This window comes from Chitinophaga sp. W2I13, from assembly GCF_050434005.1.
GTDB lineage: Bacteria > Bacteroidota > Bacteroidia > Chitinophagales > Chitinophagaceae > Chitinophaga.
Window position 1 is genome coordinate 7266889 of sequence record NZ_JBNPWD010000001.1, and the last position, 26275, is coordinate 7293163.

The 26275-nt window shown below is 48.2% G+C and carries 15 protein-coding genes; 9 read left to right on the forward strand and 6 right to left on the reverse strand.

All coding sequences use genetic code 11. From position 1 onward, the window contains the following. Positions 1 to 21: 21 nt before the first annotated feature. Positions 22 to 1092, reverse strand: a complete 1071-nt coding sequence (gene namA, locus QFZ48_RS29745) for an NADPH dehydrogenase NamA (protein ID WP_429065072.1) — start codon at positions 1090 to 1092, stop codon at positions 22 to 24. 201 nt (positions 1093 to 1293) lie between these two features. Here namA and QFZ48_RS29750 point away from each other — a divergent pair, with 201 nt between their 5' ends. Both QFZ48_RS29750 and QFZ48_RS29755 read left to right on the forward strand, forming a co-directional pair. Then, positions 1294 to 1620 carry a PKD domain-containing protein gene (locus QFZ48_RS29750; protein WP_429065074.1) on the forward strand — a complete coding sequence of 109 codons (327 nt, stop codon included), beginning with the start codon at positions 1294 to 1296 and terminating at the stop codon, positions 1618 to 1620. After that, positions 1571 to 6091: a PKD domain-containing protein gene (locus QFZ48_RS29755; RefSeq protein WP_429065075.1), complete on the forward strand. Its 4521-nt coding sequence runs from the start codon at positions 1571 to 1573 to the stop codon at positions 6089 to 6091. Before QFZ48_RS29750 ends, QFZ48_RS29755 begins: the two co-directional genes overlap by 50 nt. Positions 6092 to 6292: 201 nt before the next feature. On the opposite strand, the gene QFZ48_RS29760 is transcribed toward QFZ48_RS29755, so the two are convergent. The 4 genes from QFZ48_RS29760 to QFZ48_RS29775 all read right to left on the reverse strand — a co-directional run bounded on the left by QFZ48_RS29760 (position 6293) and on the right by QFZ48_RS29775 (position 13450). Continuing rightward, positions 6293 to 8101: a RagB/SusD family nutrient uptake outer membrane protein gene (locus QFZ48_RS29760; protein ID WP_429065076.1), complete on the reverse strand. Its 1809-nt coding sequence runs from the start codon at positions 8099 to 8101 to the stop codon at positions 6293 to 6295. 27 nt (positions 8102 to 8128) lie between these two features. After that, positions 8129 to 11677 (reverse strand): SusC/RagA family TonB-linked outer membrane protein, encoded by a 3549-nt coding sequence (locus tag QFZ48_RS29765; RefSeq protein WP_429065078.1) that lies wholly within the window; start codon positions 11675 to 11677, stop codon positions 8129 to 8131. 56 nt (positions 11678 to 11733) lie between these two features. Beyond that, the gene (locus QFZ48_RS29770; protein WP_429047168.1) at positions 11734 to 12771 is read right to left on the reverse strand and encodes a FecR domain-containing protein; all 1038 of its coding nucleotides are present in this window, start codon (positions 12769 to 12771) and stop codon (positions 11734 to 11736) included. A 67-nt stretch (positions 12772 to 12838) separates the two neighbouring features. Beyond that, on the reverse strand, positions 12839 to 13450 hold the full coding sequence (locus QFZ48_RS29775) for an RNA polymerase sigma factor (RefSeq protein WP_370913023.1): 612 nt from the start codon (positions 13448 to 13450) through the stop codon (positions 12839 to 12841). Positions 13451 to 13554: 104 nt separating this feature from the next. Here QFZ48_RS29775 and QFZ48_RS29780 point away from each other — a divergent pair, with 104 nt between their 5' ends. Beyond that, a complete protein-coding gene (locus QFZ48_RS29780) occupies positions 13555 to 13722 on the forward strand; it encodes a phosphatidate cytidylyltransferase (RefSeq protein WP_079467765.1) in 168 nt (55 codons plus the stop codon). A 118-nt stretch (positions 13723 to 13840) separates the two neighbouring features. Here QFZ48_RS29780 and QFZ48_RS29785 read toward each other — a convergent pair whose 3' ends face one another. Further along, a complete protein-coding gene (locus QFZ48_RS29785; RefSeq protein ID WP_370913021.1) occupies positions 13841 to 14203 on the reverse strand; it encodes a helix-turn-helix domain-containing protein in 363 nt (120 codons plus the stop codon). Between the two features lie 618 nt (positions 14204 to 14821). Here QFZ48_RS29785 and QFZ48_RS29790 point away from each other — a divergent pair. From QFZ48_RS29790 to QFZ48_RS29815, 6 genes are all read left to right on the forward strand, one after another. Continuing rightward, positions 14822 to 17977, forward strand: a complete 3156-nt coding sequence (locus QFZ48_RS29790; RefSeq protein ID WP_429047166.1) for a SusC/RagA family TonB-linked outer membrane protein — start codon at positions 14822 to 14824, stop codon at positions 17975 to 17977. Positions 17978 to 18010: 33 nt separating this feature from the next. Then, the gene (locus QFZ48_RS29795) at positions 18011 to 19912 is read left to right on the forward strand and encodes a RagB/SusD family nutrient uptake outer membrane protein (RefSeq protein ID WP_429047165.1); all 1902 of its coding nucleotides are present in this window, start codon (positions 18011 to 18013) and stop codon (positions 19910 to 19912) included. A 26-nt stretch (positions 19913 to 19938) separates the two neighbouring features. Next, positions 19939 to 21120, forward strand: a complete 1182-nt coding sequence (locus QFZ48_RS29800) for a DUF5000 domain-containing lipoprotein (RefSeq protein WP_429065080.1) — start codon at positions 19939 to 19941, stop codon at positions 21118 to 21120. A gap of 30 nt (positions 21121 to 21150) precedes the next feature. Beyond that, complete coding sequence (locus QFZ48_RS29805; protein ID WP_429065081.1) at positions 21151 to 22257, forward strand: DUF4998 domain-containing protein; 1107 nt, start codon at positions 21151 to 21153, stop codon at positions 22255 to 22257. Positions 22258 to 22440: 183 nt separating this feature from the next. Beyond that, the gene (locus QFZ48_RS29810) at positions 22441 to 22713 is read left to right on the forward strand and encodes a DUF4242 domain-containing protein (RefSeq protein ID WP_370913016.1); all 273 of its coding nucleotides are present in this window, start codon (positions 22441 to 22443) and stop codon (positions 22711 to 22713) included. Positions 22714 to 23216: 503 nt separating this feature from the next. After that, the gene (locus QFZ48_RS29815) at positions 23217 to 26258 is read left to right on the forward strand and encodes a SusC/RagA family TonB-linked outer membrane protein (protein ID WP_429065083.1); all 3042 of its coding nucleotides are present in this window, start codon (positions 23217 to 23219) and stop codon (positions 26256 to 26258) included. The last annotated feature ends 17 nt before the right edge of the window (positions 26259 to 26275 follow it).

Below are 26275 nucleotides of genomic sequence, written 5' to 3' on the forward strand. Positions count from 1 at the left end.
GAAATTGCTAACGGCTAACTGCTACTTTCTTCGTTTTGCCCGCTCGTATTGCACCGGCCATTTGATCTCAGCCCCCAGTTCATGGGCCGCCCTCAACGGGAAATATGGATCACGCAGCATTTCACGCGCCATCAATACCATATCTGCACGCCCCTCGGCAATGATAGATTCTGCTTCTTCTGCTGTGGTAATTAATCCTACTGCACCGGTGGCAACACCGGCTTCCTTCCGGATTTTCTCTGCAAAAGGAGTCTGGTATAAAGGTCCCACTTTAATTTGCTGATGTGCGGCCAGTCCGCCGGAAGAACAATCTACCAGGTCTACCCCCTTCCCTTTTACAATTGCCGCCAGCTTTACAGCTTCCTCCAGGTTCCATCCACCTTCCGCCCAGTCGGTAGCCGAAATACGCAACAACAAAGGATATTGCTCCGGCCACACTTCCCGTATGGTTTCTATTGTTTCTACCAGCAACCGTATCCTGTTTTCAAAACTGCCTCCATATTCATCTGTACGTTGATTACTAAGGGGAGATAAAAAGTTGTGCAGGAGATAACCATGCGCGCCGTGTATTTCTATTACCTGGAAGCCGGCCTTCTGTGCCCGGACAGCGGCGGTCTTAAAATCATCTTTCACTTTACGTATACCTGTTTCCGTGAGTGCTACCGGCATAGGATATACGTCGTTGAAAGGAATGGCGCTGGGCGCTACCACCTGCCATCCACCGTCTTCTGCGGGCAGGGCGCGGCTGCCTTCCCACGGTCTTAGTGTGCTGGCTTTCCTGCCGGCATGCGCCAGCTGAATACCAGGAACGGCGCCCTGCGCGGAAATAAATGAGGTGATTTCCTGCAGCATAGGTATGTGCTCATCTTTCCAGATACCCAGGTCGTGAATGGAAATACGGCCTTCGGGGGATACCGCTGCGGCCTCCGTGAGCACCAGTCCTGCGCCGCCCACTGCCCGGCTTCCAAGATGCACCAGGTGCCAGTTGGTGGCAAATCCATCGGTAGAAGAATATTCACACATAGGCGACACCGTTATCCTGTTCCGGAACGTAACTTCCCTCAATTGCAGAGGGCTAAACAAATGTGACATAAAACGCTGCTTTTAAGACCTTTAAAATTAAGCATTAATCGTATAGCGAAAACATAATATTCAAGACTCGCCAGGCAAAGCAAATATCCGCGGAAAAGCCTATTTTTAGGGCTTATACCTATACGTCCGATGTACCGTTTCCCTGTCCGATGCAAATTTGTTGTATCCCTTGTACTATGTTTTGTTATCAGTTTATGTGCGTTGGCGCAACAAAACGCCGACTTTTCTGCTTCCGCCACCAGCGATTGTGAATCGCTCATCACCAGTTTCACCGACCTGTCTACCGGTAACCCCACCGCCTGGCTGTGGGACTTCGGGAATGGAACTACTTCTACCAAAAAAAATCCCGGCGCCACCTATGTAAAAACAGGAAAATATACTGTATCGCTAAAAGTAACCTTCGGAGATGGCAGTACGAAAACAGCCGTTAAAACAAACTATATCGCAGTAAGGGCAAAAGCCGTCAGTAAACTTCAGTGTGTCTTCCGGCAAAGGATGCGCACCGTTTACGACTACGTTCACGGATAAATCCACAGCGGAAGGTACCCTGCAAAACTTCAGCTGGGATTTTGGCGACGGCGAAGTTTTACAGAACGGCAGCGGCGTAGTTGATCACATTTACAGCAAACCAGGAATTTACAGTGTAGTACTCAGTGTAACTGACGGCTATGGCTGCACGAATTTCAAAGTACTGGATAAGGCAGTAGATGTAGCCCCTGCTATAAATGCTGATTTTACTGTAACAGAAAAAACCTTGTGCAGTGGTCCGGCCGATGTGTTCTTTAAAAACACTTCTACAGGTCCGGGGACCCTTTCGTATAAATGGGAATTTGATGATGGTGGCAGCAGTACTCAAAAAGATCCCGCCAAACATACTTTCAACAAAGGGCAGCACAGCATTAAGCTCACGGTTACCAATGAAAGAGGATGCAGTGATACAAAAGAAGTAAACGATATCAACGTCGCCAACTATGGTACCGACATTATTGTTCCGGCGCTTATGTGTTCTAACGAATATGCCACCTTTAATGCCAGTTTTAGCGGGGTTACTCCAAACAGCACCTTATGGGAATTTAATGGACAAAACGCTTACGGCAACTTCGACAACGCCACCTATATGCCCTATGGCAGTGCCGGCACTATTACGGTACGGCTAACCGCCAACTATGGAAGCTGTAAAGAAGTAGTAGAGAAAAAAGCGGTTATTAATCCCGCTCCCACAGGGAATCTGCTGATAGAAAGTCCTCCGACCTGCACGGTACCGGCTACCGTCAAATTCAAAGACAATTTAACCGGCGCCAGCAGCTGGAAATGGGATTTTGGGGACGGACAAAGTTCCACCGAACAAAACCCTTCTCATATTTACCAGGCAGAAGGCGCTTACCAAATTGTGTTGACCGGCACCAGCAGCAACGGTTGGGCTATGAACAGCTACAGTGCGGTGACGGTTTATACTACAAAAATATCTGCCATCGCCTATAATGACAGTGGTTGCGAAGGCATGTCGTCCGGCTTTACCGCCATTGGCAACTATAATGATCCCATTACAAAATATGAATGGGATTTTGGGGATGGCAGCCCGGTGTCCCATGAAGCCACACCAAACCACATTTTTAAAAAATCCGGCATCTTCGAAACATATCTCCAATATACCACCACGGCAGGCTGTACAGGCAGAATAAAAGTTTATAACGACGTCAGGGTATTTAAAAAACCAGTGGTAGATTTCAGTTCTCCCAATGCACCTATCGTTTGTGGGAATTCTATGGTTACCTTTAACGACAAATCTGATGTTGCCGATGCCTGGTTCTGGGAATTTGGAGACGGCGCAGGAGATGGCCATAAAAGCACTCAACATGAATACAGTGAACCCGGTGCATATGATGTAACACTTACCGTATGGAACGGCGGTTGCCCTGCTACGCTTACCAAAAAGGCATACATCACTACTGTTGATCCCTTCCCGCGGTTTACGATAGACGATGTGGATTGTGCGAACCGGAATGTAATCACCGTGACCGATGGTTCTCTGGGCGCCACCGGCTGGAAATGGGAATGGGGCGACGGGCAGGATACTGCTTATACGGTGAGCAGCAATAAGATCTCACATTATTACCCAAAAACCGGCACCTATATTATTAAACTTACTACAACAGCGGGCAATTGCACCACTTTTAAAGAAGTAATGGCGCGTATATATACTAAATCCCCGATTGAAATCACTACTGATAAAACCATATTGTGCGCCGGTGAGGCGCTGACCACCACCATTACTAAAGCTGATCCTTCCTATTATGATGTAGCTGGTTACTACTGGCAATTAAACGATCTTAGCAATTTTCACAATAATTCTTCCCAGTCGTTTGGTTATTACATCATGGAACCCGGTAAATATCGCGTAAGGGTAATTGGTATCAATGATCTCGGCTGTGTAGACACCAGTAATTCGATTGATGTAAACGTACGCGGCGCTGTTGCAGATTATAATTTCCCCGTTCCCTATTCCTGCCGCGGCACCGAAATGAGCTTTACTGATAATTCAAATGTCAGTAACAGCAGTGGAATTGTAAAATGGGAATGGGACTTCAGGGACGGAAGCACTCCGCAGACGTTTACAACCCCTCCCTTCAAACATACCTATAACAAATCCGGCTATTACCAGCCCTCCGTTACTATTACGGATAAAGAAGGTTGCAGGAATACATTTGATGGCAGGTATATCCAGGTGAATGGCCCCATAGCCGATTTTGAAGCAGATAACTATATAGTAAAACCCGGTACAGACGTATTTTTCCGCAACACCTCGAGTGAAGTGGGTGGCAATATCTCTATGGTAACATGGAATTTTGGAGACAATAATACTTCCAATGCCATGCAGGATGTAACCCATAATTATCCCAATAAAGGAACATATCCTGTAACTATAAAAGTAAATGACAATAACGGCTGTACGGACGAGGTAACCAAAAATATCAAAGTGGCATCTGTTGCCGCAAGTTTTGTTTACACATCAGAATTTGTAAACGGCGGAAAATGCGCTCCTATGATATTCCGTTTTAGTAACCGGTCCCTCAACTATCTGAACAGCTCCTGGGATTTTGGTGATGGCGGTACCTCTAATCAAAGTGATCCCGTACATACCTACACAGAATCCGGCCATTATACCGTAAAATTAAAGGTATACGGAGAAGCCGGCACTGAAGATGAATACAGCGAGATAGTGATCGTTACCGGGCCGTACGCTACCATCGCCACTAGTGCCGACGGCGGTTGCCTGGAAAAAGAGATCACCTTTACCATCAAGCCGGAAAATGCAACGACCTTCAGCTGGGACTTTACGGATGGTAACGTTGAACAAACCACGTCGCTCGAAATAAAACATCATTTCACCGAACCTGGCATTTATAAACCACGGCTATTACTGAAAGATGATGCCGGTTGTAAAGGCAGCGCCTTCCTGGATCACCCGGTGGTAATAGATCAGCTGGATATTAAGCTGAATCCTTCTCCCGCAAAAATATGCGATGCAGGAACGCTTACTTTTGCCCCTGCGTTTAATAGCTATTCTGCAGATGAACTGGGTATTACACCTGCTTATACCTGGACCTATGATGCCGCACTTACTCCAACGGATATCAATACTACCACACCGGTGTTTCACCTGGACAAAACCGGCGAATACATCTTCGGCATGACGGCCACCACTAAATACGGCTGCACACAAACCGTAACGGTACCGGTAAACGTATACCCGAAGCCGTTAGCTGCCATCAGCGCGCCCGATAAAGCGTGCAAGGACGTGCCGGTTACCTTCAGTGGCAGCGTTACCAAAACGAATGACGTTACCTGGAGCTGGGATTTGGGTAATAATACCACCAGTGATGTGCAGCAACCAGCGGCCTTGTCTTATTCGCAGCCCGGCCTGGTGCAGGTAAAGCTCACCGTTACCAGCAAAGACGGCTGCACGGACGAAAAAATACATCCACTGAATATTTTACCCTTACCGGACGCCAATGCCAGCGCCCCCGCAGATTTTATTTGTCTTGGTAACACCACTGTATTACACGCCGGCGGCGGCGGCACCTATGAATGGACCCCTGCCACCGGGCTAAACGATCCCACCATCGCTACCCCTACGGCCGCACCATTGGCAACCACCACCTACCAGGTAAAGGTAACTGACAACAACGGCTGTAGCAATAACGATGAAGTAGTAATACGCGTAGTACAGCCCTTTAAGATACAGGCAACGCCTGATACTGTTTTATGTCTCGGTGATAAATTGCCGCTACAGGTATCGGGCACGGATTATTATACGTGGACCGGCACCGGAATCGACAAGCCCTCCTCCCCTGCGCCTGTAGCCACGCTCAACGCCACAGGGCAATACGTGTATGAGGTAACCGGGTTCGACAAAGACAATTGTTTCTCCGATAAAGCTTCCCTTACCGTAAAAGTAAATCCTGCCCCAACCGTAAATGCTGGCGTAGACCGTGAAATTATGGCGGGCATCCCTGTATACCTGGCAGCACACGCCAGCAATGATGTAATCCGCTGGCGCTGGACACCTGCGGAATTCCTGGATTGCGCCACCTGTGCACGGGTCCTGGCACTGCCTGATTTCACGACAAAATACCGGGTAGAAGTAGAAAACGTATATGGCTGCAAAGCTGCCGACGAAGTAGTGCTGCACATTCTCTGCAACCAGGGCGCCGTTTTTATGCCAAACGCCTTCACCCCCAATCATGATGGCAGAAATGAACGCATCTATCCAATAGGAAAAGGTGTAAAAGAAATTGAGTGGCTGCGCATCTACGACCGCTGGGGTACCCTTGTATTTGAGAACACCCACTTCGCTATCAACTCGCCTTCCTCCGGCTGGGACGGCCGTAGCGGCAACAAGGAAGCGCCAATGGGCACTTATATTTACTCCATGCAAACCGTGTGCGAAGGCGGCGAGAAATTCGAGTTTAAAGGGAGTATTACGCTGATTAAATAACGCGGATTTTGTCTTTCTCGCTGATTACGCTGATTATACTGATTACTTTGATTTTTACTTTTGGATTTTTAGATTAATAATATTTAAGGGAGATAGAAGCGAATATCCGCTGCTATCTCCCTTAATCCTTTATAAAATCCAAAAGTAAAAATCAAAGTAATCAGTATAATCAGCGTAATCAGCGAGAAAGACAAAATCCGCTTAATACCCCGCGTTCTGCTTCAACGTAGCCGTACCGTTTTTAACACTGAGATCGATCTGGCGTTGTGGAATAGGGAACCGCACGTTTTTGCTGGTGAAGCTACCGTTCACGATGTCGGTGGTGATATTTTTTTCGTAACTGAAATAGCGGTTCAGTTCTGTTTGTGCGATGCCCCAGCGCACCAGGTCAAAGTAGCGGTGCCCTTCCATTGCCAGTTCCAGCTTACGTTCAAACTGGATGGCTTTGATGGCCCATGCTTTGCCGTTGGCGGTAAAGGCGCCGGCAGGATAAGCTTTGATGTTGTATTTCGCAGCGGGCGTGTTGGTATATCCGTCCATCGGGTGTGATGGATTCAGGTATGTTTTTACCCAGCCAACAGGATTTGCAGCGCGCATGCGAACAGTGTTGACATGATCCTGTGCGGTAGCCAGGCTTCCGGCCTGTGCCTGGCATTCGGCTGCCATGAGTAACACATCGGCGAAGCGGATCAGCACATAGTTGATGGCGTTGCCGGGCGCCCAGCCATTACCATCATAAAATTTATCCTGGGTAGCCTGCATGTACACGTTTTTGATGGCGGCATAAGGACCTGCGGATTGCTGGTCGCGCACCCAATTCATACCAGGATGATTGCCCCAGTCGAGAAAAGGAATACCGCGGCGGCCAACGGTCCAGTCGAGACGAGGGTCCAGGTTACCTGCATCCGGTGTAAAAGCGGCGCTGCTGGCTAGTCCCATGTCGTTCTTCACAGGATGGCTGTTAAAGTCGTCGATGTAGGGCAGCCCATTGGCGTCGGTGCGATAGGAGTTCACCAGGTCTTGTGAAGGCTGGTAGAAACCACAGCAGCTGAAAGGTCCGTTGTAAGGATAGTTCAGCATTTCGCCCTGGTTAGCGTTGCCGGTGCCGCCGGAACCATCGTTGGCGCTGTATTGAATGGAGAACACTGCTTCACTGTTATTCTCTGTAAAAGCATCAAAATTATCATGGAACTTTGTAGTGAGGGCGTAAGGAGTTCCTTTGGCGGTAACGCCGTGCGCAATCACATCTTCAAAAATGGGCATGGCTTCCGCATATTTCTTTTCATAGAGCAATGTTTTAGCCAGGTAGGCTTTGGCGGCCCAGCTGTTAGCGCGACCTATTACATCCTGTATTTCATTAAGATTTTCAGCTGCATATTTAAAATCCGCTTCAATCATCGGCCAAACGTCTTTGTCGTTCGGTATTTTATATTCATCTACATCGAGCTTGTTATAGCTGTTGGAATTTTCATCTACCCAGGGAACATTATCAAACATCTTTTTCAGGTCGGAATAAAAATGACCGCGAAGGAACCGGGCTTCCGCTGCCAGTTCTTTCTTTTCATCTTCCGTCATATCTGTAACATTTGGCAGGATGTGCAATACAAAGTTACAGCGGCGCACGCCTTCATAATTTACGCGCCATTTATCATTGAAGAAGCCGTTGGTAGCATTCCCCACGAAAGTGCCGATTTGCAAAATAGCGGCAGCATCACCGGGATCGCTGCCTTTATGGGCATCCCCACCGCATACGCTGCCATAGATCCAGTTATCGGGAGATACGGCAAAACCGCTGCCACCGGAGATATTCACCATATCGCCATCTTTAAAATCCTGCCCGTCCAATGCACCATAGGCGCCAATGAGCAGCGTATTTACACCCTTTTTATTGGTGAGGGAAGATTCTTCGAGGGAAGATTGCGGGGTGCGTTCGAGAAAACTCTTGCTGCAACCGGAGATGAAGGGAGTTGCAATGGCCGCACTCAATAGTATATGATATAATGATTTCATGATCCTACTTTTTTAAATGAGCAATTGTTAGAAACCCAGGTTGATGCCAATGAGGAACTGCCGCTGGTTGGGGTATGCGCCTTCGTCTACCCCAAAGTCGGTGATATCGGAACCCCCGATTTCAGGATCCAGTCCGGAGTATTTTGTAATGGTGAATACATTGGCAGCCTGTATATAAACACGCAGTTTTTCTACGTGTATACCCGACAGCAGTTTAGTGGGCAGGGTATATCCGAGCTGCATATTTTTGGCCCGGAGATAAGCGCCGTTTTCCACCATATAGGAATTGGGAACGCCTTGTGTGCTGGTAGATCCGTCCACTTCCTGGATAGGCGCTGTTGCGTTGTGGTGATCGGGTCTCCAGGAATCATACAAGGCTGTTTTGCTTTTGGCGCTTTCAAAGGATGGATAGAAATCGCGCCACCAGCGTACATTATTCCAGATCTGGTTGCCGTGTGTACCAAAGAGGAAGATGCTGAAATCAAATCCTTTGTAAGTTACGCCCAGGTTGATGCCGTAAGAGAAGTCGGGGTTAGGGTTACCGAGGAAGGTACGGTCGTCTGGTGTGATGATACCATCGCCGTTCACATCCTGGTAGCGGAAGCGTCCGAGCCCTTCGCCTTCCTGGTAAATGGCGTCTGTGCTGTTGGTTACTTTCTTTGCCTGTTCATCTGCTGCTGCAATTTCAGATTCTTCATTCCAGAAACCGATCACTTTATATCCAAAGAAAGAAGAAACCGGTTGGCCTACTGCATTGCGGATGATGTTGCTGCCATCGAAGCGGCGACCGTCGCTATCGAAGTAGTCTACGCCGTCGGCAATTTTCACAATTTTATTTTTATAGGTAGTGAGTGTACCGCTGATGTTCAGCTGCAGATCTTTGTTGATATTTTTATGCCAGCCGATGGAGAAGTCGAATCCTTCATTTTTCATGCGGGCAATATTTACAAACGGCTGGGCGCCTGTGCCGGCAAGTCCGGGCAATTCAGGATTGTAGAGCAGGTCTTTGATATCTTTGCGGTAGTAGTCGGCAGAGAAATCTAATTGTCCGTTAAAGAGACTGGCATCGATACCGATGTTTGCATTCACATCGCTTTCCCATTTGGCGTCGGGGTTACCGATTTGTGTGCCTGCAAAGCCGGCATTGAGACCATTGTTAACGCCGGCCAGGTCGTAATAGGAAGAGTTGCGGTTCCCACCGTAGAGGAAGTAGCCATTGTTAACGCTGAGGTTGAGCTGGTTGCCCATGATTCCCCATCCGCCGCGGATCTTCAGGTCGGTGATCCAGCTGATCTTCTTCATAAATTCTTCCTGGGAAATACGCCATCCTGCGGTAATAGCGGGGAAGGTGCCGTAACGGTCGTTTACAAATTTGGAGGAACCATCACGGCGGATGGTAGCGCTTAAAAGATACCGGTCGTTAAATGAATAATCCACGCGGCCCAGGATAGAAAACAGTCCTTCTGATGCCCGGTTGCTGTAGTTGGTTTGTGTGCCGGTGCCGGTGCTCAGGTCCGGGAAGTAATCATCGAAAGTAAAATAATCTTTCGTAGTACCGCCTACTGCGCGGTTGCGGCTATCAAAAGATTCCGTGCCGGCAATTATTTTCAGGTCGTGTTTATTAAACGTCTGGTGATAGGTAAGGGTATTGGTCCAGGTCCAGCTATGCGCGTTCACAGATCCTTCTGTGTAGGAATTGCTGGTGGAATTTTCTTTGTTCTCATATTGCGGGAACAGGAAAGAGTGCGACCAGCCGGAGGCTACTTCTCCGCCGAAGCTGGTGCGGAAGGTCAGGTACCTGAGGAAGTCCACTTCTCCATATACATTCCCGAACAAACGGGTATTGAGACCTTTATTATTCCGGGTACGATACTGCGTCGCTACCGGGTTAAAAGCGTCTCCCAGTGCGTCGCCGGAGGAACCGGCAAAGTTGCCTTTGATATCATATACCGGTATAATGCTTTGTTCGCGCATAGCATGACCAATAGCGGCATCCGACGTATTGATATCTACCGAAGGATTTTCTGACATGGAAAAAGCGAGGTTCTCTCCCACCCTGATACCGGGTGTGATATTATACTGGGTGTTGGAGCGTACCGTATATCTTCTCAGGTAGGTGTTCATTAAAGTTCCCTGCTGATTAAAATAATTAAGGGAGAAGAGATAGTTCCCTTTATCGCCGCCGCCGCTCACTGCTACATTGTGGCTGGTGATGGGCGCCGGGCGGAAGATCTCACGGTACCAGTTGGTACCTGCTTTGTTGGCCTTTGAAATCTGGTAAAAGCTGTTATAATCGTCCAGGTCAGTATAGTTTGGATTTACATAATAGAGAGATGGGTCAACGGAGGGATCTCCTTCCATTGCGCCCGATGGCAGGATGTAATCCGGGATAACGGGTTTTGTACCGTTGCCATAGAGTTCTGTTCCGGGATCTAATCCGGAATTTTTGTAGGCCAACCACCGTAGGTCGGCCTGTTCCTGGGGGTTGAGGGTATTCCATACGTTACCTTTCTTTGGATATTGCCGGCCATAGTAGCCGTCGTATGCCACCTTTACCTTGCCGGAACCGCGACGGGTGGTGATGATGATCACGCCATTAGAGGCACGGGAACCATAAATGGAAGCAGCGCCGGCATCTTTTAATACCTGCAGGCTGGCTACGTCGTTGGGGTTGAGGTCTGCGATATCTGTGGTAGGCACGCCGTCCACCACATAAAGCGGGGAATTGGCGCCGAAGGTATTCACGCCACGGATACGGATCTGCGGGGATTCGCCAGGCTGACCGGAGCCTATAACGGTGACGCCTGATGCCTGTCCTTGCAACTGTTCTGTTACCTGGCCGGAAGGTTGCTTTTTCAAGTTATCGATGTTCACTACCGCCACGGAGCCTGTCAGATCTTTCTTTTTCTGCGTGGTGTAACCGGTGACCACTATTTCGTTCAATGCGCTGGAACCCTCTTTCATGGTAACATTGATGAGTGATCTACCGCTAACGGGTATACGTTGTGCTTCGTACCCGATGAAAGTGATATCCAGTTCATCACTGCTTCTTCCCGGGGCGGAAATGGTATAAGAGCCATCGGCATTGGAAACGGTACCGATGCTGGTGCCCGCAATGCGAACCGTTACACCAGCCACGGGATTTCCTTTTTCATCCCTTACCACGCCCTTTACCGGGTGTTGTTGCTGTATGCCGGCGGGTTCTGCAGGAGCAGGAACAATGGCTTTTTCTGTGACCATGTAAAAGTGTTCCCGTACCTTTTCGAAGTGGAGATTAAAGGGCGACAACGCCTTGCCCAGGGCTTCTTCTGCCGACTGACAGGCAGCTACCGACAATTGTATCTTTTTGTTTTTAACCAGGTTGCTTTTGTAGGCGATGGATACGCTGAAATGTTCTTCGATGAGGTGGAGAACTGTTTTCAGGGATGATTCATCTGGTTGTGCTTCCGCACTGTTACCGGTTGCGGGGGGAACCGGCTGATTGCCGGCATCAGCCAATTCCTGAGCTGATACCGTTTGGGACAGGAAATACAGGGCCAATGCTTGCATCAGCAAAACACGTAAACCTTTTTTCATCTTGAACAGGTTTTAACGATTAAGAATAAGACATCTATAAAATTGAGCGGCGAATGTTACGGTTTATGGATCCAGACTTCGTCGCCTCTTTGGTTGAATTGCATACGGAAAACCTTACCCAGCTGTGTCATCATAGTATCGGCGTTATAAACGATAGGCATTGAGCCCGATACTTTATAGTTTAATAGTTGTGTGTCGCGAACGATCAGTTTTTTACCAAACACCTGTTCCATGAAGATGGCTGCATCTGCCAGCGTAAAATCATCCATGATTAACCGGCCGGTGTGCCAGGAGGTGTAGTGTATAGCATCTACACTTTTTTTGGTATAGTCGCCGTCCTGTTTGTTGTACCGGAGCATTTCCCCCGGCTGCAGGTACAGCGCTGCGGCTTTTCCCTTACTGGTTTCGCCTATATTGAGCAGGATACTTCCCTGCTGCAGCACTACTACTATTTCTTTACCGGTGCTGTTTACATTAAACTGTGTTCCCAGTACTTCCACGTCGAGGTTATCGTAGGTATGCACAATAAACTGCTGTTTGGAGGCGGTATGTTTTACATGAAAAAAGGCTTCTCCATCGAGCCATACCTCGCGCTGCCCGTTTCCGGCAACAGCATACAGCAGGCGGGAGTCGGCGTTCAGCGTAACTTCCGAGCTATCCGGCAACATCAGGTGCCTGGTTTCTCCCAGCCGGGTATAGGTGCTGAGGATGGCCGGTTGCTGTACTGCAGGCTTCCACCACCACCAGGCTGCAGTGAGCAGGATACCGAGTATTACGGCTGCTGCATATTTACCCACATTCCTCCAGACAGACGGATGTATTGGGATGGTTGTTTCTTCTTCCTCCTCTTCCAGTCCATTCAGCACGGCATCCCACAGTTGTTCCTTGTCCGGTGCGGACAGGGAATAGTCGCGGAAGCGGATGCTTTGCACGAGTTGCCTGGCGTCGCTGATGACCGATTCTTTTTCCGGGTGTTGCCTGAGCCATGATTCCCAGAATACATTCCTTTGCTCCGGGTGTAGTACCCATTGCTGAAAGTCCTCGTCCATCGCAAACTCCCGGGCCGTGTATGATAAATAGTTACTGGCTGCCAAGAGAACGTGCTTTTACCTAAAGAGCCCGTAACGCTCAAAATCTCATCACTTTTTTAAAAAATATTTTTTATTTGCCTAAAAGCAGCAACAGAAGCGGTAGCGGGAGGTTCTTTTTGAGGATGCCGATGGCTTTGGAGATGGTATTATATACAGAATCTACCTGCATGGACATGATATCGGCGACTTCAGTATAGCTCAGGTTCTGGAAAAAGCGGAGATAGATCGCTTCGCGCTGGCGCCGTGAGAGGTTGCTGAGGGCTTCCTGGAGGAGGCGCTTTTGTTCTTCTATGGTTTCGTGCTGGATTAACTGGTTTTCGAGCGGCAGGGTGTATTCAAATTCAAAGGCTTCCCATGATTCGCGGTGCTGGTAGCGGCGGTCTTTACGCAATGCGCGGAGCAGCCGTCTTCTCAGGCTGCTGATCAGGTAATACCGGACATTCCCGATATTGGCAGTCAGGTGTTCCCTGCTGATCCAGAGATCCTGGAACAGGTCCTGCAAGCAGTCTTTCACCCTTTCCTTATCCTGGCAGAAATGCATGCCATAATGAAAGAGGTCATCGATGTGTGCATCGTATATTCCGGCGAAAGCGTGGCGGTCACCCTGTAGAAAGAGTCCCCAAAGTGAGGAATGGGAAGCCACCACGTGCAGCCCCGATCTGAAGGCTTTCCCTGTATTCATACTATTCTGGTTGATCTGCTAAAGCTTGTTAATTATTCTGACACTTGCAAATATTTTTTGGTACAGGATATGTCTGGTAGTATATAACATTAAAACTGAACGATATGAAAAACCTCACTTATTTGTTACTGTCATGCCTGGTACTTTTACTCAGCAGTTGTGAAGTTATAGGCGGAATATTCAAAGCAGGCGTGTGGACCGGCATATTAGCCGTAGCAGTGGTGGTGGGCCTGATCATTTTCTTAATAAGCCGCGGCGGCAAGCGGGGCTAAAGCTTTATAAATGCAGCCTTGTAACAGTGTTACAAGGCTGTGTTGTTATCATGGGTGTTTATCGTAGTGATGGTTGTTAAAGGTAACCATGTGGTTGTTAAAGGGTATTTATTACGCTTCAGCGATTTTTTTCCTGCTCCTGCTTCAACATCGCTTCCAGCAATTCAATACGCTTCCGTTCTGTGGCCAGGAGTTGATCGTATAAAGCCACTATTTTTTCAATGGGATTAAACTGGTAATTGATCACGGTATTATTCTGGTCATACACATTGTTGATGATCACGTCTTCCCGGAAATTACGGATTACATCCGGCGATACTTCCAGGGCGGAAGCCACTCTCTCCAACCGTTCATCATCCATCGACTCACAATTCTCCATTTTAGATAACGCCTGTTGTGTAACGCCTAACCGACGCGCCAGATCAGCCTGCTTAATGCCCCGGATTTCCCGGAGACGGGCAATTTTCTGACCAATATTCATAGTAAAAAAAGTTTTGCTTTCTAAAAGTACGTCAAACAATCAAATAATAGCTGATCCGGTACTTTTTTCAAACACTTTATATACAATAAGTTAGCAGGACTGGCAATCGAACCATTTGTAAAACACAACTATACAGGTTGTATTTTACAACCTGCAAAACTTGCATTAAGCGCAATATTATGGAATCTTTGTTTTGGTGCTGCAACAGTTCCTATATGCTTAAAACAGCACCTGCCCACAACCAGATGATAAACATTCCCCTATTTGTGATCCACGTATGAAGCAATGTTTGTTAAGGGGAAAAGAATAATGACCAAGACAAAGTACTGAGATTAACATTCCGGCAGCAACCGCCGGAAAGGATGTATGTTTTTTTTAACCACGCTTGCAATCGATTACAAGAAAAATTGACCGCCACAAAAAATCCTTTATGAATTATTATCTCCTGATGAAAACATCCGGCGCATAGCCGCGTACTGGCAACATTCTCCTGAACAAAGGTGATTACCGCAGTTGCTATTCCACTGATCCACCGGATAAAATACTGGTGGAAATGGCCTTTCTATGTCTGTAACGGAAACGTATACACGAATTTTATCCATCTTTTAAAAACAATTTATGCGAGACAAATTTTACGTTGGTATAGTAGCCATATTGCTGCTTTTATTCCGGCTGCCTGCCTCTGCTGACGCCATTCTCCCGGCAGCCGACAAGGAAGTAAGGGGACTGGTAACAGACAGCAGCGGCGTTCCCATGATAGGCGTAACCATCGCTGTAAAGAACAAGCCAGGAGTGGGCACCGCCTCCGACGTCAACGGACGGTATATCCTGAAAGTTCCGGACAATGCCTCCCTGATATTTTCCATGATAGGTTTCACCTCACAGGAGATCCCGGTAAACGGCAGGGAAGTAATTAATATCATCATGCGGCCCTCCTACAGCCAGCTGGGAGAAACAGTAGTAGTAGCTTTTGGCAAACAGAAAAAAACAGATGTAGTAGGCGCCGTAACCACTATTAACCCCGCTGAATTAAAAGTACCGGCCAGCAACCTGACTACCGCCCTGGCAGGCCGCATTGCCGGCGTCATTGGCTACCAGCGCAGCGGCGAGCCTGGCCAGGATAACGCCGATTTCTTCATTCGCGGCGTAACCACCTTCGGCTATAAAAAAGATCCGCTGATATTGATAGATGGTATAGAACTCACCGTAACAGACCTCGCCCGGCTGCAACCGGATGATATTGCCAGCTTCTCTATCATGAAAGATGCCACTGCCACCTCCCTGTACGGCAGCCGCGCTGCCAATGGCGTAATACTGGTAACGACCAAGGAAGGAAAAGAAGGGAAAGCCGCCATCACCGTCCGGCTGGAAAATTCCCTGGCCTCCCCCACCCGCAATGTGGCACTGGCAGATCCCATCACTTATATGCGGCTGAATAATGAAGCGGTACTCACCCGCGATCCACTTGGGCAGCTACCTTACACAGATCAGAAAATTGATAACACCATTGCCGGCATTAATCCTTACATGTATCCGGCTACCGACTGGAGAGGCACACTTTTCAAGAGCTATACCACCAACCAGCGCGCCAACCTCAATGTAAGCGGTGGCGGCACCGCAGCAAGATATTATGTGGCCGGCTCTTTCAATAAAGACAATGGCATACTGAACGTAGATAAACGGAATAATTTTAACAGCAACATCGACCTGAAAAATTATTCGCTCCGTTCCAATGTAAACGTGAACATCACCAAATCTACTGAGATGGTGGTTCGTTTAAGCGGCTCCTTCGACGATTACACCGGTCCTATCGACGGAGGCGCAGACCTGTACAAAAAAGTAATGCGCACCAATCCCGTGTACTTCCCGGCCTATTACCCGGCCGATGCAGACCACCAGTATGTTCAGCATATTATGTTCGGCAATTATGATGACGGCACCAACGCCTATCTGCTGAATCCATATGCCGACATGGTAAAGGGATATAAAAATTATTCCCGCTCTATGATGGCGGCGCAGTTTGAAGTAAAACAAAACTTATCGGCACTGACAGAAGGTTTGAATTTCAGGACGATGGTAAATGTAACACGCAATACCTATTTTGATGTAACCCGTGCCTACAGCCCCTTCTGGTACCAGGCAGGTTCTTATGATAAACTACAGAACACCTTTAAACTGGAACTGCAGAACGAAGAACTGGGCACAGAATACCTGAACTATGTACCCGGCGCCAAAACAGTGAACTCCAGTTTTTATATGGAATCCGCACTTAATTATAACCGCACTTTTCACAAGGATCATACCCTGAGTGGTTTGTTTGTGTTTATGGTACGTAACAATCTTACCGGTAACGGCGCGGATCTGCAGGCGTCGCTGCCTTTCCGCAACGTGGGCCTGGCAGGACGCGGCACCTACTCTTACCAGAACAGGTATTACGTGGAGCTGAACTTTGGCTATAACGGGTCGGAACGTTTTCATGAGTCCCACCGCTATGGATTTTTCCCTTCTGCAGGCGTAGCCTGGAGTATCTCCAATGAGAAATTCTTTGAGCCTTATAAAAATGCCATCTCCAACCTGCGGCTCCGCGCTACTTACGGGTTGTCCGGTAACGATGCGATCGGTGATCCAAACGACCGCTTTATGTACCTCTCCAATGTAAACATGAACGACGCCGGCAAAAGTGCAGTATTTGGCCGCGACAATGGCTACAGCCGGCCAGGTATTTCCCTCTCGAGATATGCAGATCCTAACATCAGCTGGGAAACTGCTAAAAAAGCCAACCTGGGCCTGGAGCTGGGCCTGTTCGGCAAACTGGATATCATGGCCGACTTCTACCAGGAACAACGCAGTAATATCCTCATGACCAGAACTGCCACACCAGCCACTATGGGACTTTCCGCCCAACCCCGCGCCAACGTGGGCGCCGCCGAAGGAAAAGGAATCGATCTCTCAGCCGATTACAACCATTCTTTCAACCAGCACTTCTGGATCCAGGCAAGGGCCAACTTCACCTATGCCACCAGCAAGTTCACCACCTATGAAGAACCATCGTACGATGGCGCACCCTGGAAACTGCACGTGAACTACCCCATCTCCCAGCAATGGGGATACATCGCAGAACGGCTTTTTGTTGATGATGCGGAAGCTGCAAAATCGCCGCGGCAGAATTTTGGGGAATACGGCGGCGGAGATATCAAATACCATGATGTAAACGGCGACGGGCAAATCACCCAACTCGACCAGGTGCCACTGGGTTTTCCTACCACGCCTGAAATCACTTACGGATTCGGTTTTTCTATAGGATATAAACGATTCGACCTCTCTGCATTTTTCCAGGGACTTGGCCGGGAATCGTTTTGGATCAATGCACGCGCCACTGCCCCTTTCATGACCTATTATTATGATAATGAAACATTGTCAGGTAAACCACAGAACCAGCTGCTGCAGGCATACGCCGACAGTCACTGGTCAGAAGAGCACCGCGATCTGTATGCTTTATGGCCGCGGCTCAGCACTACCGCCATTGGCAACGATAACAACTCCCAGCAAAGTACGTGGTTTATGCGGAATGGCGCTTTCATCCGGCTGAAGCAGGTGGAAATAGGTTATACCGTGCGGCAATGGGCGCATATGAGAACATTACGTGTATACACCAACGGTACCAACCTGCTTACCTGGAGCAAGTTTAAACTATGGGATGTGGAAATGGCCGGTAACGGTCTGGGTTACCCGGTACAACGGGTATTCAACGTTGGCGCACTCGCCACTTTCTAAACATCCGCTTTCTTATTCTTTTAACTGCATGTTATGAAAAAGATCATCTGCCTGATATTCATTGTTACGTTACCACAGCTTTTCAGCAGCTGTAAAAAATACCTGGACATAGTACCGGATAACGTGGCCACCATCGACTATGCCTTCCGGCTCCGTTCTACTGCCGAAAGATTTCTTTTTACCTGCTACTCCTATATGCCGGCGCTGGGCAACTTTGACGGCAATCCGTCTAATGCCGCCGGAGATGAGTACTGGCTGCCCGTTACCAATACCTCCAATGCCTGGCAGATTGCCCGTGGCAACCAGAATGTAGTGAACTGCTACATGAACTACTGGCAGGGTACTTCCGGGGGTAAGGATTTGTTTGAAGGAATCCGGCAATGCAATATTTTCCTGGAAAACATTGGTAAGGTGCCCGATATGGAGAGCACCGAAAAAGAACGCTGGGCAGGGGAAGCAAAATTCCTGAAAGCCTATTATCATTTTTGGCTGTTCCAGATGTATGGCCCTGTTCCGCTCATCAAAAACAATGTGCCGGTAAGCGCCGGCGAGGAGGAAGTATATCCAGCCAGAGAACCGGTAGATTCCTGTGTGAACTACATTGCCAAGCAGCTGGACGAAGCTGCTGCACAACTGCCGGACAAAATAGAGAATGAAGTATCAGAGCTGGGCCGTGTTACCAAAGCCATTGCATTAACGGTGAAAGCACAGGTGCTGGTACTGGCGGCCAGCCCGCTGTTTAACGGCAACTCCGACCACGCCGGTTTTAAAGGTCCCGACGGCAGGTTGCTGTTTGCCCAAACCAATGATCCGCAGAAATGGGTACGCGCCGCCGCTGCCTGCAAAACTGCGCTCACGCTTTGCGAATCGCAGGGATACAAACTATATACCTTCAATCCGCAGTTCTTTCAATATAAAATCTCCGACACCACGCGGATAGAACTCAGTATCCGTAATGCTGTATGTGAGAAATGGAATCCCGAAATTATATGGGGCCATACCAATAGTTTGGCCGGCAGCATACAGGCCAGCGCCACTCCGCGCGGACTGGATCCTTCTAAAACGGCCAACAGCGCTACGGTGGGCAACATCGCCCCTACCCTGAAAATAGCGCAGCTATTTTACACCAATCATGGTGTACCGATCACAGAAGATAAGACATGGGACTATAACGGCCGTTTTAAACTGCGTACCGGCACGCATGCATACCGGTACGACCTCCAGGAAGGATATCAGACCGCAGCCCTTCATTTCGACCGGGAACCCCGCTTTTATGCCGACCTGGGATTTGATGGCGGCATCTGGTACGGGCAGGGTTTATTTAACGACAATGCCAATCTCTTTTTTGTATCCAGCAAAAAGGGACAACCAGCCAGTGCGCAGAACCAGTCGTCGTACTCCGTTACCGGTTACTGGCCTAAAAAGCTGGTGAACTTCAACAACGTAATCGGCGATGGTACCACCTACACCATTCAAAACTATCCATGGCCTATTTTACGATTGGCGAACCTGTACCTGTTATATGCAGAAGCCGAAAATGAAGCCAATGGCCCCAGCGCAGAGGTATACCGGTATATCAACCTTATCCGCGAGCGGGCTGGCTTAACATCCGTGGAAAGCGCCTGGACCAACTACGCGCGTAACCCTGCCAAGTTCACGACAAAAGAGGGCATGCGTGATATTATCCAACGGGAACGGCTGATTGAATTAGCCTTTGAAGGACAACGCTATTGGGATCTCCGGAGATGGAAAAAAGCTGTGGACGAACTTAACAAACCCATTACCGGGTGGGATCTGGCGCAGGAAGACGCCACCGCTTATTATCGTGAAAAAGTGATCTATAACCAGGTTTTCACCACCAGGGATTATTTATGGCCGATACCCGAATCAGAGTTGCTGAGTAATAAAAAGATCAATCAAAATCCCGGCTGGTAATCTGTTTACAAAAAAAGAAATTAACTATGAAAAAATATATCATACCTGTTCTGCTTTGTGCTGGCTTATACTGCTGTAAAGAGGAAGGCGTTCAGCCGCTTAACAAAGACCAGGCGCCGGGGCCGGTTACCAACGTACGCGCCGAAAGTATTGCCGGCGGCGCCAATATCAGTTATAGTCGCCCGAAAGACAAAGACCTCCTGTATATAAAAGCCGTGTACTCCATCCGGCCAGGTATAGAGCGGGAAGTAAAAGCATCTTACTACCAGCATATGCTAACCATAGACGGATTTCCCGACACGCTGGAATACCCGGTAAAACTTTATGCTGTGAGTCGTGGCGAAAATATATCGGAGCCGGTCACCATCTCCGTAAAGCCACTTACGCCGCCGGTAAAACAAGTATTCCAGCAACTGACGCTCGCTGCTACCTTCGGTGGCGTAAGGGTCAACTTCGTAAATAATTCAGAAGCAGATGTGGTGATTACCGTACTGGCGGCCGATTCCACGAACGACCTGGTACCGGCGGAAACATTTTATACCAAAAGAAAGACCGGCACGTTTGCCGCCAGGGGCTTTAATACTACCAAAAGAAAATTTGCCGCCTTTGTGCGTGACCGATGGAACAATCACTCCGATACGCTGTACGCAGCACTATCGCCTTTATTTGAACAAAAACTGGAGAAAACAAAATTCAAAGAAGTAGATCTTCCGACAGATACCTATGCAGGGCACATCAGCAGTAAAATCCCCTACCTCTGGGATGACAAGCTGGGCAACGCCGGTACCTCCATCTTCCATACCAAACCAGGCAGCGGCCTGCCGCAGTGGTTTACGATCGACATGGGCGTTACTGCTACGCTGAGCCGCTTCAAGCTGCATCACCGTGACGGCAGCACCGCCGACGGGTCTTATACCGGCGGCGATCCCAAAATATATGAGATCTGGGGCAGTAATAATCCATCCAGCGATGGCAGCTGGGACAACTGGGTATTGCTATCCGGTTTTGAATCCGTAAAACCCTCCGGTACGCCCGATGGCACCATCACCACGGAAGACAAACAATTTGCCACTGTAGACGGGGAGGATTTTGATTTTCCGCCCGATGTACCACCTGTGAGATACCTGCGCTTTAAAACCGTCAAAGTATGGGGCGCGCTGGATCATATCTACATCGCGGAACTTACCTTCTGGGGCAATGTGAAGTAAAATGTTATCATCTAACACAAATAACTGGTCATGAAAATATATAACGCCTGTTTATTAGCGCTGCTCCTGTTATTTGCTGCCTGCAGCAAAATGGATGACACCTACAAACAGTTCATTAAAAACGGAGAAATCCCTTACGCCGGCTCAGTAGATTCCGTAAAGGTTTTTCCGGGTGATAACCGGATCCAGCTATCGTGGCTGGTCAGCGATCCCAGGGTCACTAAAGCTAAAATTTACTGGAATAACAAAAGTGATTCCCTGGATATGGTGTTGAAAAGACAATATGATGTAGACACTATCAACGTGATCCTCTCCCCGATAGCCGAGGGCGCTTACTCTTTCGATATCTATACTTTTGATGATGAGGGAAACAAGTCCATAAAAGTAAGTACTACCGGCCAGGTGTATGGTGAGCGGTATATCAGCTCCTTGTTACCCAGACCTGTTAAAAGCGCGCTCTACTCCAACGGCAAAGTGGCCATTACCTGGGGAAGCGCAGATACCCACGTAACGGGTACGGAAATACGGTATACAGATGCTGGTGGTACGGTGCAGCACATCAGCGTACCGGTAGATTCCAATACTACTACCTTGTCTAATTTTCTTTTCAGTGATAATACCGATCTCGCATACACTACGGTATACCTGCCGGATTCCAGTGCCATCGACTTGTTTAAAACGGCCTACGAGGCGATTGCGGTAAAGGGTCCGCCGGTGGAATATGCCAAAACAGGGTGGACGGCCACCGCATCTGACTATGACGAACCCTCCGGCCGCGGGCCCGCCAATGCGATCGATAACAAAGCATCTACCGTATGGCACATGTCGAAAGTTGCAGGTCTTACTTATCCGCGTACCATTACAGTAGATATGGGTACCATCAACCTGGTCTACGGCTTTACCTTCACACAACGTACCCCGCTGGACGGACCATTGAAACTGATTGAAATTGAAGTGAGCGACGATAATACCACCTGGCAACCGCTGGGTGCGTTCACCTTGTTATCCGCAGCGGATAAGCAATACATAGACCTGACGGAAACGGTAAGTTTCAGGTATTTCAGGGTGATTGTGCGGTCGGATTATAAGAACGGAAATTTCTCTGCGCTGGCGGAAGTGGGTGTGTATAAACGTTAAAGGAGCTGTTTTGAAAAAAAGGCCGCAGGTGTTGTACCTGCGGCCTTTTTTCGGTTTTACCTGAACGATTTCTTAGAATAAATGCTTATATTTAGGATATACATTCGTACTACTCCACTACCTGTCAAAACCCTGGCTAGAAGCAAGATTTAACTTCATAGGATAAAACTAAAATCTACCATTATGCCTAAGTATGTTATCGAACGCGAAATTCCTGGTGCAGGTAAACTCTCAGGAGAACAGTTGAAAGCTATTTCACAAGCTTCCTGTGGCGTATTAAGCAATATGGGTCCGCAAATTCAATGGATCCATAGTTATGTGACTGCTGATAAAATTTATTGCGTTTACATTGCCCCTAATGAAGAAATGGTTCGTGAGCACGCGAAGCAGGGAGGATTTCCGGCCAATGCTGTCAGTGAGGTGGCTACTGTTATTGATCCTACAACTGCGGAGTAAAAGGTTATAGTATTTTAAAAGGGAAACTTAGGATTAAGGATCCTCTCCCACCATTAGAAAAAATTTCCTGCACTGCGGTGGTATGCTTATTGGTCGTCCATATTTGAAAATAGTAGTAATGGCTAGTGAGGATAAACTCCATTCCTTACATCGGGTAATTATTGCATCATCTGATATTGAATCATCCAATTCCCGGTCGGCAGATATTATTCTAATTCAAGACAACCAACTGCAAACTGACCATATATTTAAATACCAAGGCTGGCACATCTTCCCAATTAGTGTCAAAACAACGCTTATAAAAACCCACACACCCTCTCTTATTCATATTATTGTCGATATGACATTTAACATAGACGCATATTAATACTCTACCGGCTTTTGGGATAAAATACGTTTACAATCGGTTAATTATTCTGAATCCATGTTTACGGCTTACACCTACTTTTATTCCGCTAACTATTCTATGCAGCCCTCAACTTGTCAACCAAACGTTTATTCAAATGGCACTATCAGCAAAATCAGCAGTATCAGGATGCTTCGTACCGCTATATGTGGTATGTTTTCTCGCTTTCTTCTCCTTGTCTGCATCTGCGCAGAAGAAAGCGATTACGGGCACTGTCGCCGATTCGTCCGGCATGCCTGTTATAGGCGCCACCGTCAGGGAGAAAGGCGGGAAGGCCGTCACCACCTGCAGCGCCGACGGTACATTTAAATTAACCGTGGACGAAAAAAATTCGCTGGTCATTTCCAGTGTTGGATTTCTTAGTGCGGAAGTACCGGTGGGTAGCAAAACAACGTTTGCTATTACTTTAGCCAGCAACACCTCGGCGCTGAATGCCGTGGTAGTAACGGCATTGGGAGTAAAACGGGAAAAACGCAATCTTACCTTCAGCTCCCAGCAGCTGAACGGAGAAGAACTATTAAAAACCAAGGAACCCAACCTGGTGAATACTTTGGCCGGCAAGGTGCCGGGCATACAGATTACCAGTTCTTCCGGTAATGCAGGCGCCTCCTCCCGCATTGTGATCAGGGGTAACTCTTCTCCCACCGGGGAAAACCAGGCGCTGTTTGTAATCGACGGCGTGCCCGTTGATAACACGGAAACCGGCAATATCAGCGGCGGAGCCGCGGGCTCCGGCGTAAACCGTATCGCAGATATTGATCCCGCTATCATTGAAAATGTGAACATCCTGAAAGGCGCCGCCGCTACGGCGTTGTATGGGTCTTCCGGCGCCCGGGGTGTAGTACTCATTACCACTAAAAATGGCGGTGTGGATAAGAAACCGGTATTCAACTTTTCGTCAGATGCTTCTTTTGAGCATCCACTCCTGCCGGAACGGCAAAATATATATGGACAGGGTACCACCGGTATCTTTTATAACGGTGAGGACGCCGACAAAAAAACAAGCCTTTCCTGGGGTCCCCTCATGGATACCCTCAAAGTAAACGGCCAGCCTGCACCTACCTACGACCCGTACGATTTTTTCCGCACGGGTATTACTACCAACAATACTATTTCTGCCTCCGGCAGTACCAATAATTCCAACTATTTTCTCAGCTATTCCTATTTCAACCAGAAAGGTGTAATGCCGGGAAATGATTTTAAGCGGCACTCCTTCTTTGCAAAGTACAATTCCAAAATAGGCAAATATGTGAGCACTACTTTCCAGATGGGATACAACAACTCCGACCAGGAAAGGCTGCCGGAAGGCGCCAGCAACGGGCCTTTATTTGTGCTGCTGCTGCAACCGGTATCGTGGAATCCATACCCTGTGCTCCTGCCCGATGGTAGCCAGCGCGGCTACCGCTATTCCAGGAATATGCCGCTGTGGACGCTCGATAACATCAGCAATGATTCTAAAGTCAACAGGTTTCTCCCGGTATTTACCGCCAACATCACTCCTACCAGCTGGCTTACTATTACAGAAAGACTTGGCGCGGACATCTACACGGAGTCTGATAAGTATATAGAACATCCAAGTCCGCAGATTGGCCTCACAGGACAAATCAGGAACCAGAACATCAACTTCCGGCAATTCAATAATGACCTGATCATCAGCGCCACGAAAACATTTGGCAAATTCAACGTAAACCTGTTAGTCGGTAATAATATCTATACTACTTACAGCCAGTATATGAATATTAACGGCACCGGGCTAAATATTAACGACTTTAATAACTTATCGTCCGGCTCCACTATCACAGGTACTGAAAGTTACACCCAGCTCAGAAAAGTAGGCTTCTACTCCCAGGCTAATATTGAGTACAACCGCTTCCTCAACCTGTCTTTAACCGGCAGGTACGACGGCAGCTCCGTGCTCAATCCCGATAAAAACTTCTATCCTTACGGATCCGCCGCTGCCAGCTTTATCTTTTCCGAATTCCTCGGACCTAAAGCCTCCAATGTCATTAACTTCGGAAAGGTACGCCTGAGCTATGCTACGGTGGGTAACGACGGCGTAGGTCCGTATGCGTTATCTACCCCTTATGTGCAGGCAGGCAGGAATACAAACGCCGGTTTTTTCCAGTTCCCGTTCCAGGGACAGCAAGGCTTTTTACTGACAACTGCATTGGGTAACCCCACGCTCATCAATGAACGGCTCAATGAATATGAAGCGGGGCTTGAAATGCGTTTCCTGAAAGACAGGATCACCTTTGAAGGATCTTATTTTAGCCGTCGCTCCAAAAGCGGGCTCATTCCGGGGTCACAAATCCCCCCTTCAACCGGTTTCAACAGCACTACTATTAACTCCGCTGAAATATCCAACAAAGGAATAGAGCTGCTGTTGGGCGCCACTCCTGTAAAGACAAAAGATTTCAGCTGGAATGTTACCCTGAATTTTTCGAAGATCAAAAACGAGGTACTTTCCCTGGCGCCGGGCGTTGACCAGCTGGGACGTTTGATCAAAGGAGAACCCTATAACATCTTCTTTGGCAACCGCTATAAACGGGCCGACAACGGGGAACTGCTCATCGACGCCGGTGGACTACCGGTAGTAGATCCGCAACAAGGCATTGTGGGCGATATTAACCCGGATTGGCTGGCCGGCATGGATAATACCTTCCGTTATAAACAGCTCAGCCTCTCCTTTTTCTTCGATATGAAAAAAGGCGGCGATGTGCAAAATGATGTTGAGTCGGCCGGTTTCTACTACGGCACTGCAAAGGTAACTGCCACCCGCGGCCAAATGGTGGTGAAAGGAATCAGCGAAGTAGACGGAAAGCCCAACACCGTGGCAGTAGATGCGCAAACCTACTACCAGACCAGGCAATACGAATCTACCATCCAGGATGGTACTTATATCAAGTTGCGGAATGTAAGTCTTTCCTACCTCCTGCCTGCTTCCTTTGTGGCTAAAACACCTTTCAAAACCGCTTCCCTGGCAGTAGCCGGCAGGAATCTCTGGATCTACAGTCCGCATTTTACCGGTGCTGATCCGGAAGTAAGTTCCTATGGCACAGGCAACAGCTCACAGGGTATTTATGCGTTTTCAACGCCAACATCACGCTCTATCAACTTCTCATTGAAATTTAGTTTTTAGTATGCCGGCACCACTAA

What these genes read in the sequence shown, in the direction of transcription:
- namA (WP_429065072.1), bottom strand. Translation starts at nt 1,092, where the DNA reads ATGTCACATTTGTTTAGCCCTCTGCAATTGAGGGAAGTTACGTTCCGG.
- QFZ48_RS29760 (WP_429065076.1), bottom strand. Translation starts at nt 8,101, where the DNA reads ATGAAATCATTATATCATATACTATTGAGTGCGGCCATTGCAACTCCC.
- QFZ48_RS29765 (WP_429065078.1), bottom strand. Translation starts at nt 11,677, where the DNA reads ATGAAAAAAGGTTTACGTGTTTTGCTGATGCAAGCATTGGCCCTGTAT.
- QFZ48_RS29775 (WP_370913023.1), bottom strand. Translation starts at nt 13,450, where the DNA reads ATGAATACAGGGAAAGCCTTCAGATCGGGGCTGCACGTGGTGGCTTCC.
- QFZ48_RS29780 (WP_079467765.1), top strand. Translation starts at nt 13,555, where the DNA reads ATGAAAAACCTCACTTATTTGTTACTGTCATGCCTGGTACTTTTACTC.
- QFZ48_RS29785 (WP_370913021.1), bottom strand. Translation starts at nt 14,203, where the DNA reads ATGAATATTGGTCAGAAAATTGCCCGTCTCCGGGAAATCCGGGGCATT.
- QFZ48_RS29790 (WP_429047166.1), top strand. Translation starts at nt 14,822, where the DNA reads ATGCGAGACAAATTTTACGTTGGTATAGTAGCCATATTGCTGCTTTTA.
- QFZ48_RS29795 (WP_429047165.1), top strand. Translation starts at nt 18,011, where the DNA reads ATGAAAAAGATCATCTGCCTGATATTCATTGTTACGTTACCACAGCTT.
- QFZ48_RS29800 (WP_429065080.1), top strand. Translation starts at nt 19,939, where the DNA reads ATGAAAAAATATATCATACCTGTTCTGCTTTGTGCTGGCTTATACTGC.
- QFZ48_RS29805 (WP_429065081.1), top strand. Translation starts at nt 21,151, where the DNA reads ATGAAAATATATAACGCCTGTTTATTAGCGCTGCTCCTGTTATTTGCT.
- QFZ48_RS29810 (WP_370913016.1), top strand. Translation starts at nt 22,441, where the DNA reads ATGCCTAAGTATGTTATCGAACGCGAAATTCCTGGTGCAGGTAAACTC.
- QFZ48_RS29815 (WP_429065083.1), top strand. Translation starts at nt 23,217, where the DNA reads ATGGCACTATCAGCAAAATCAGCAGTATCAGGATGCTTCGTACCGCTA.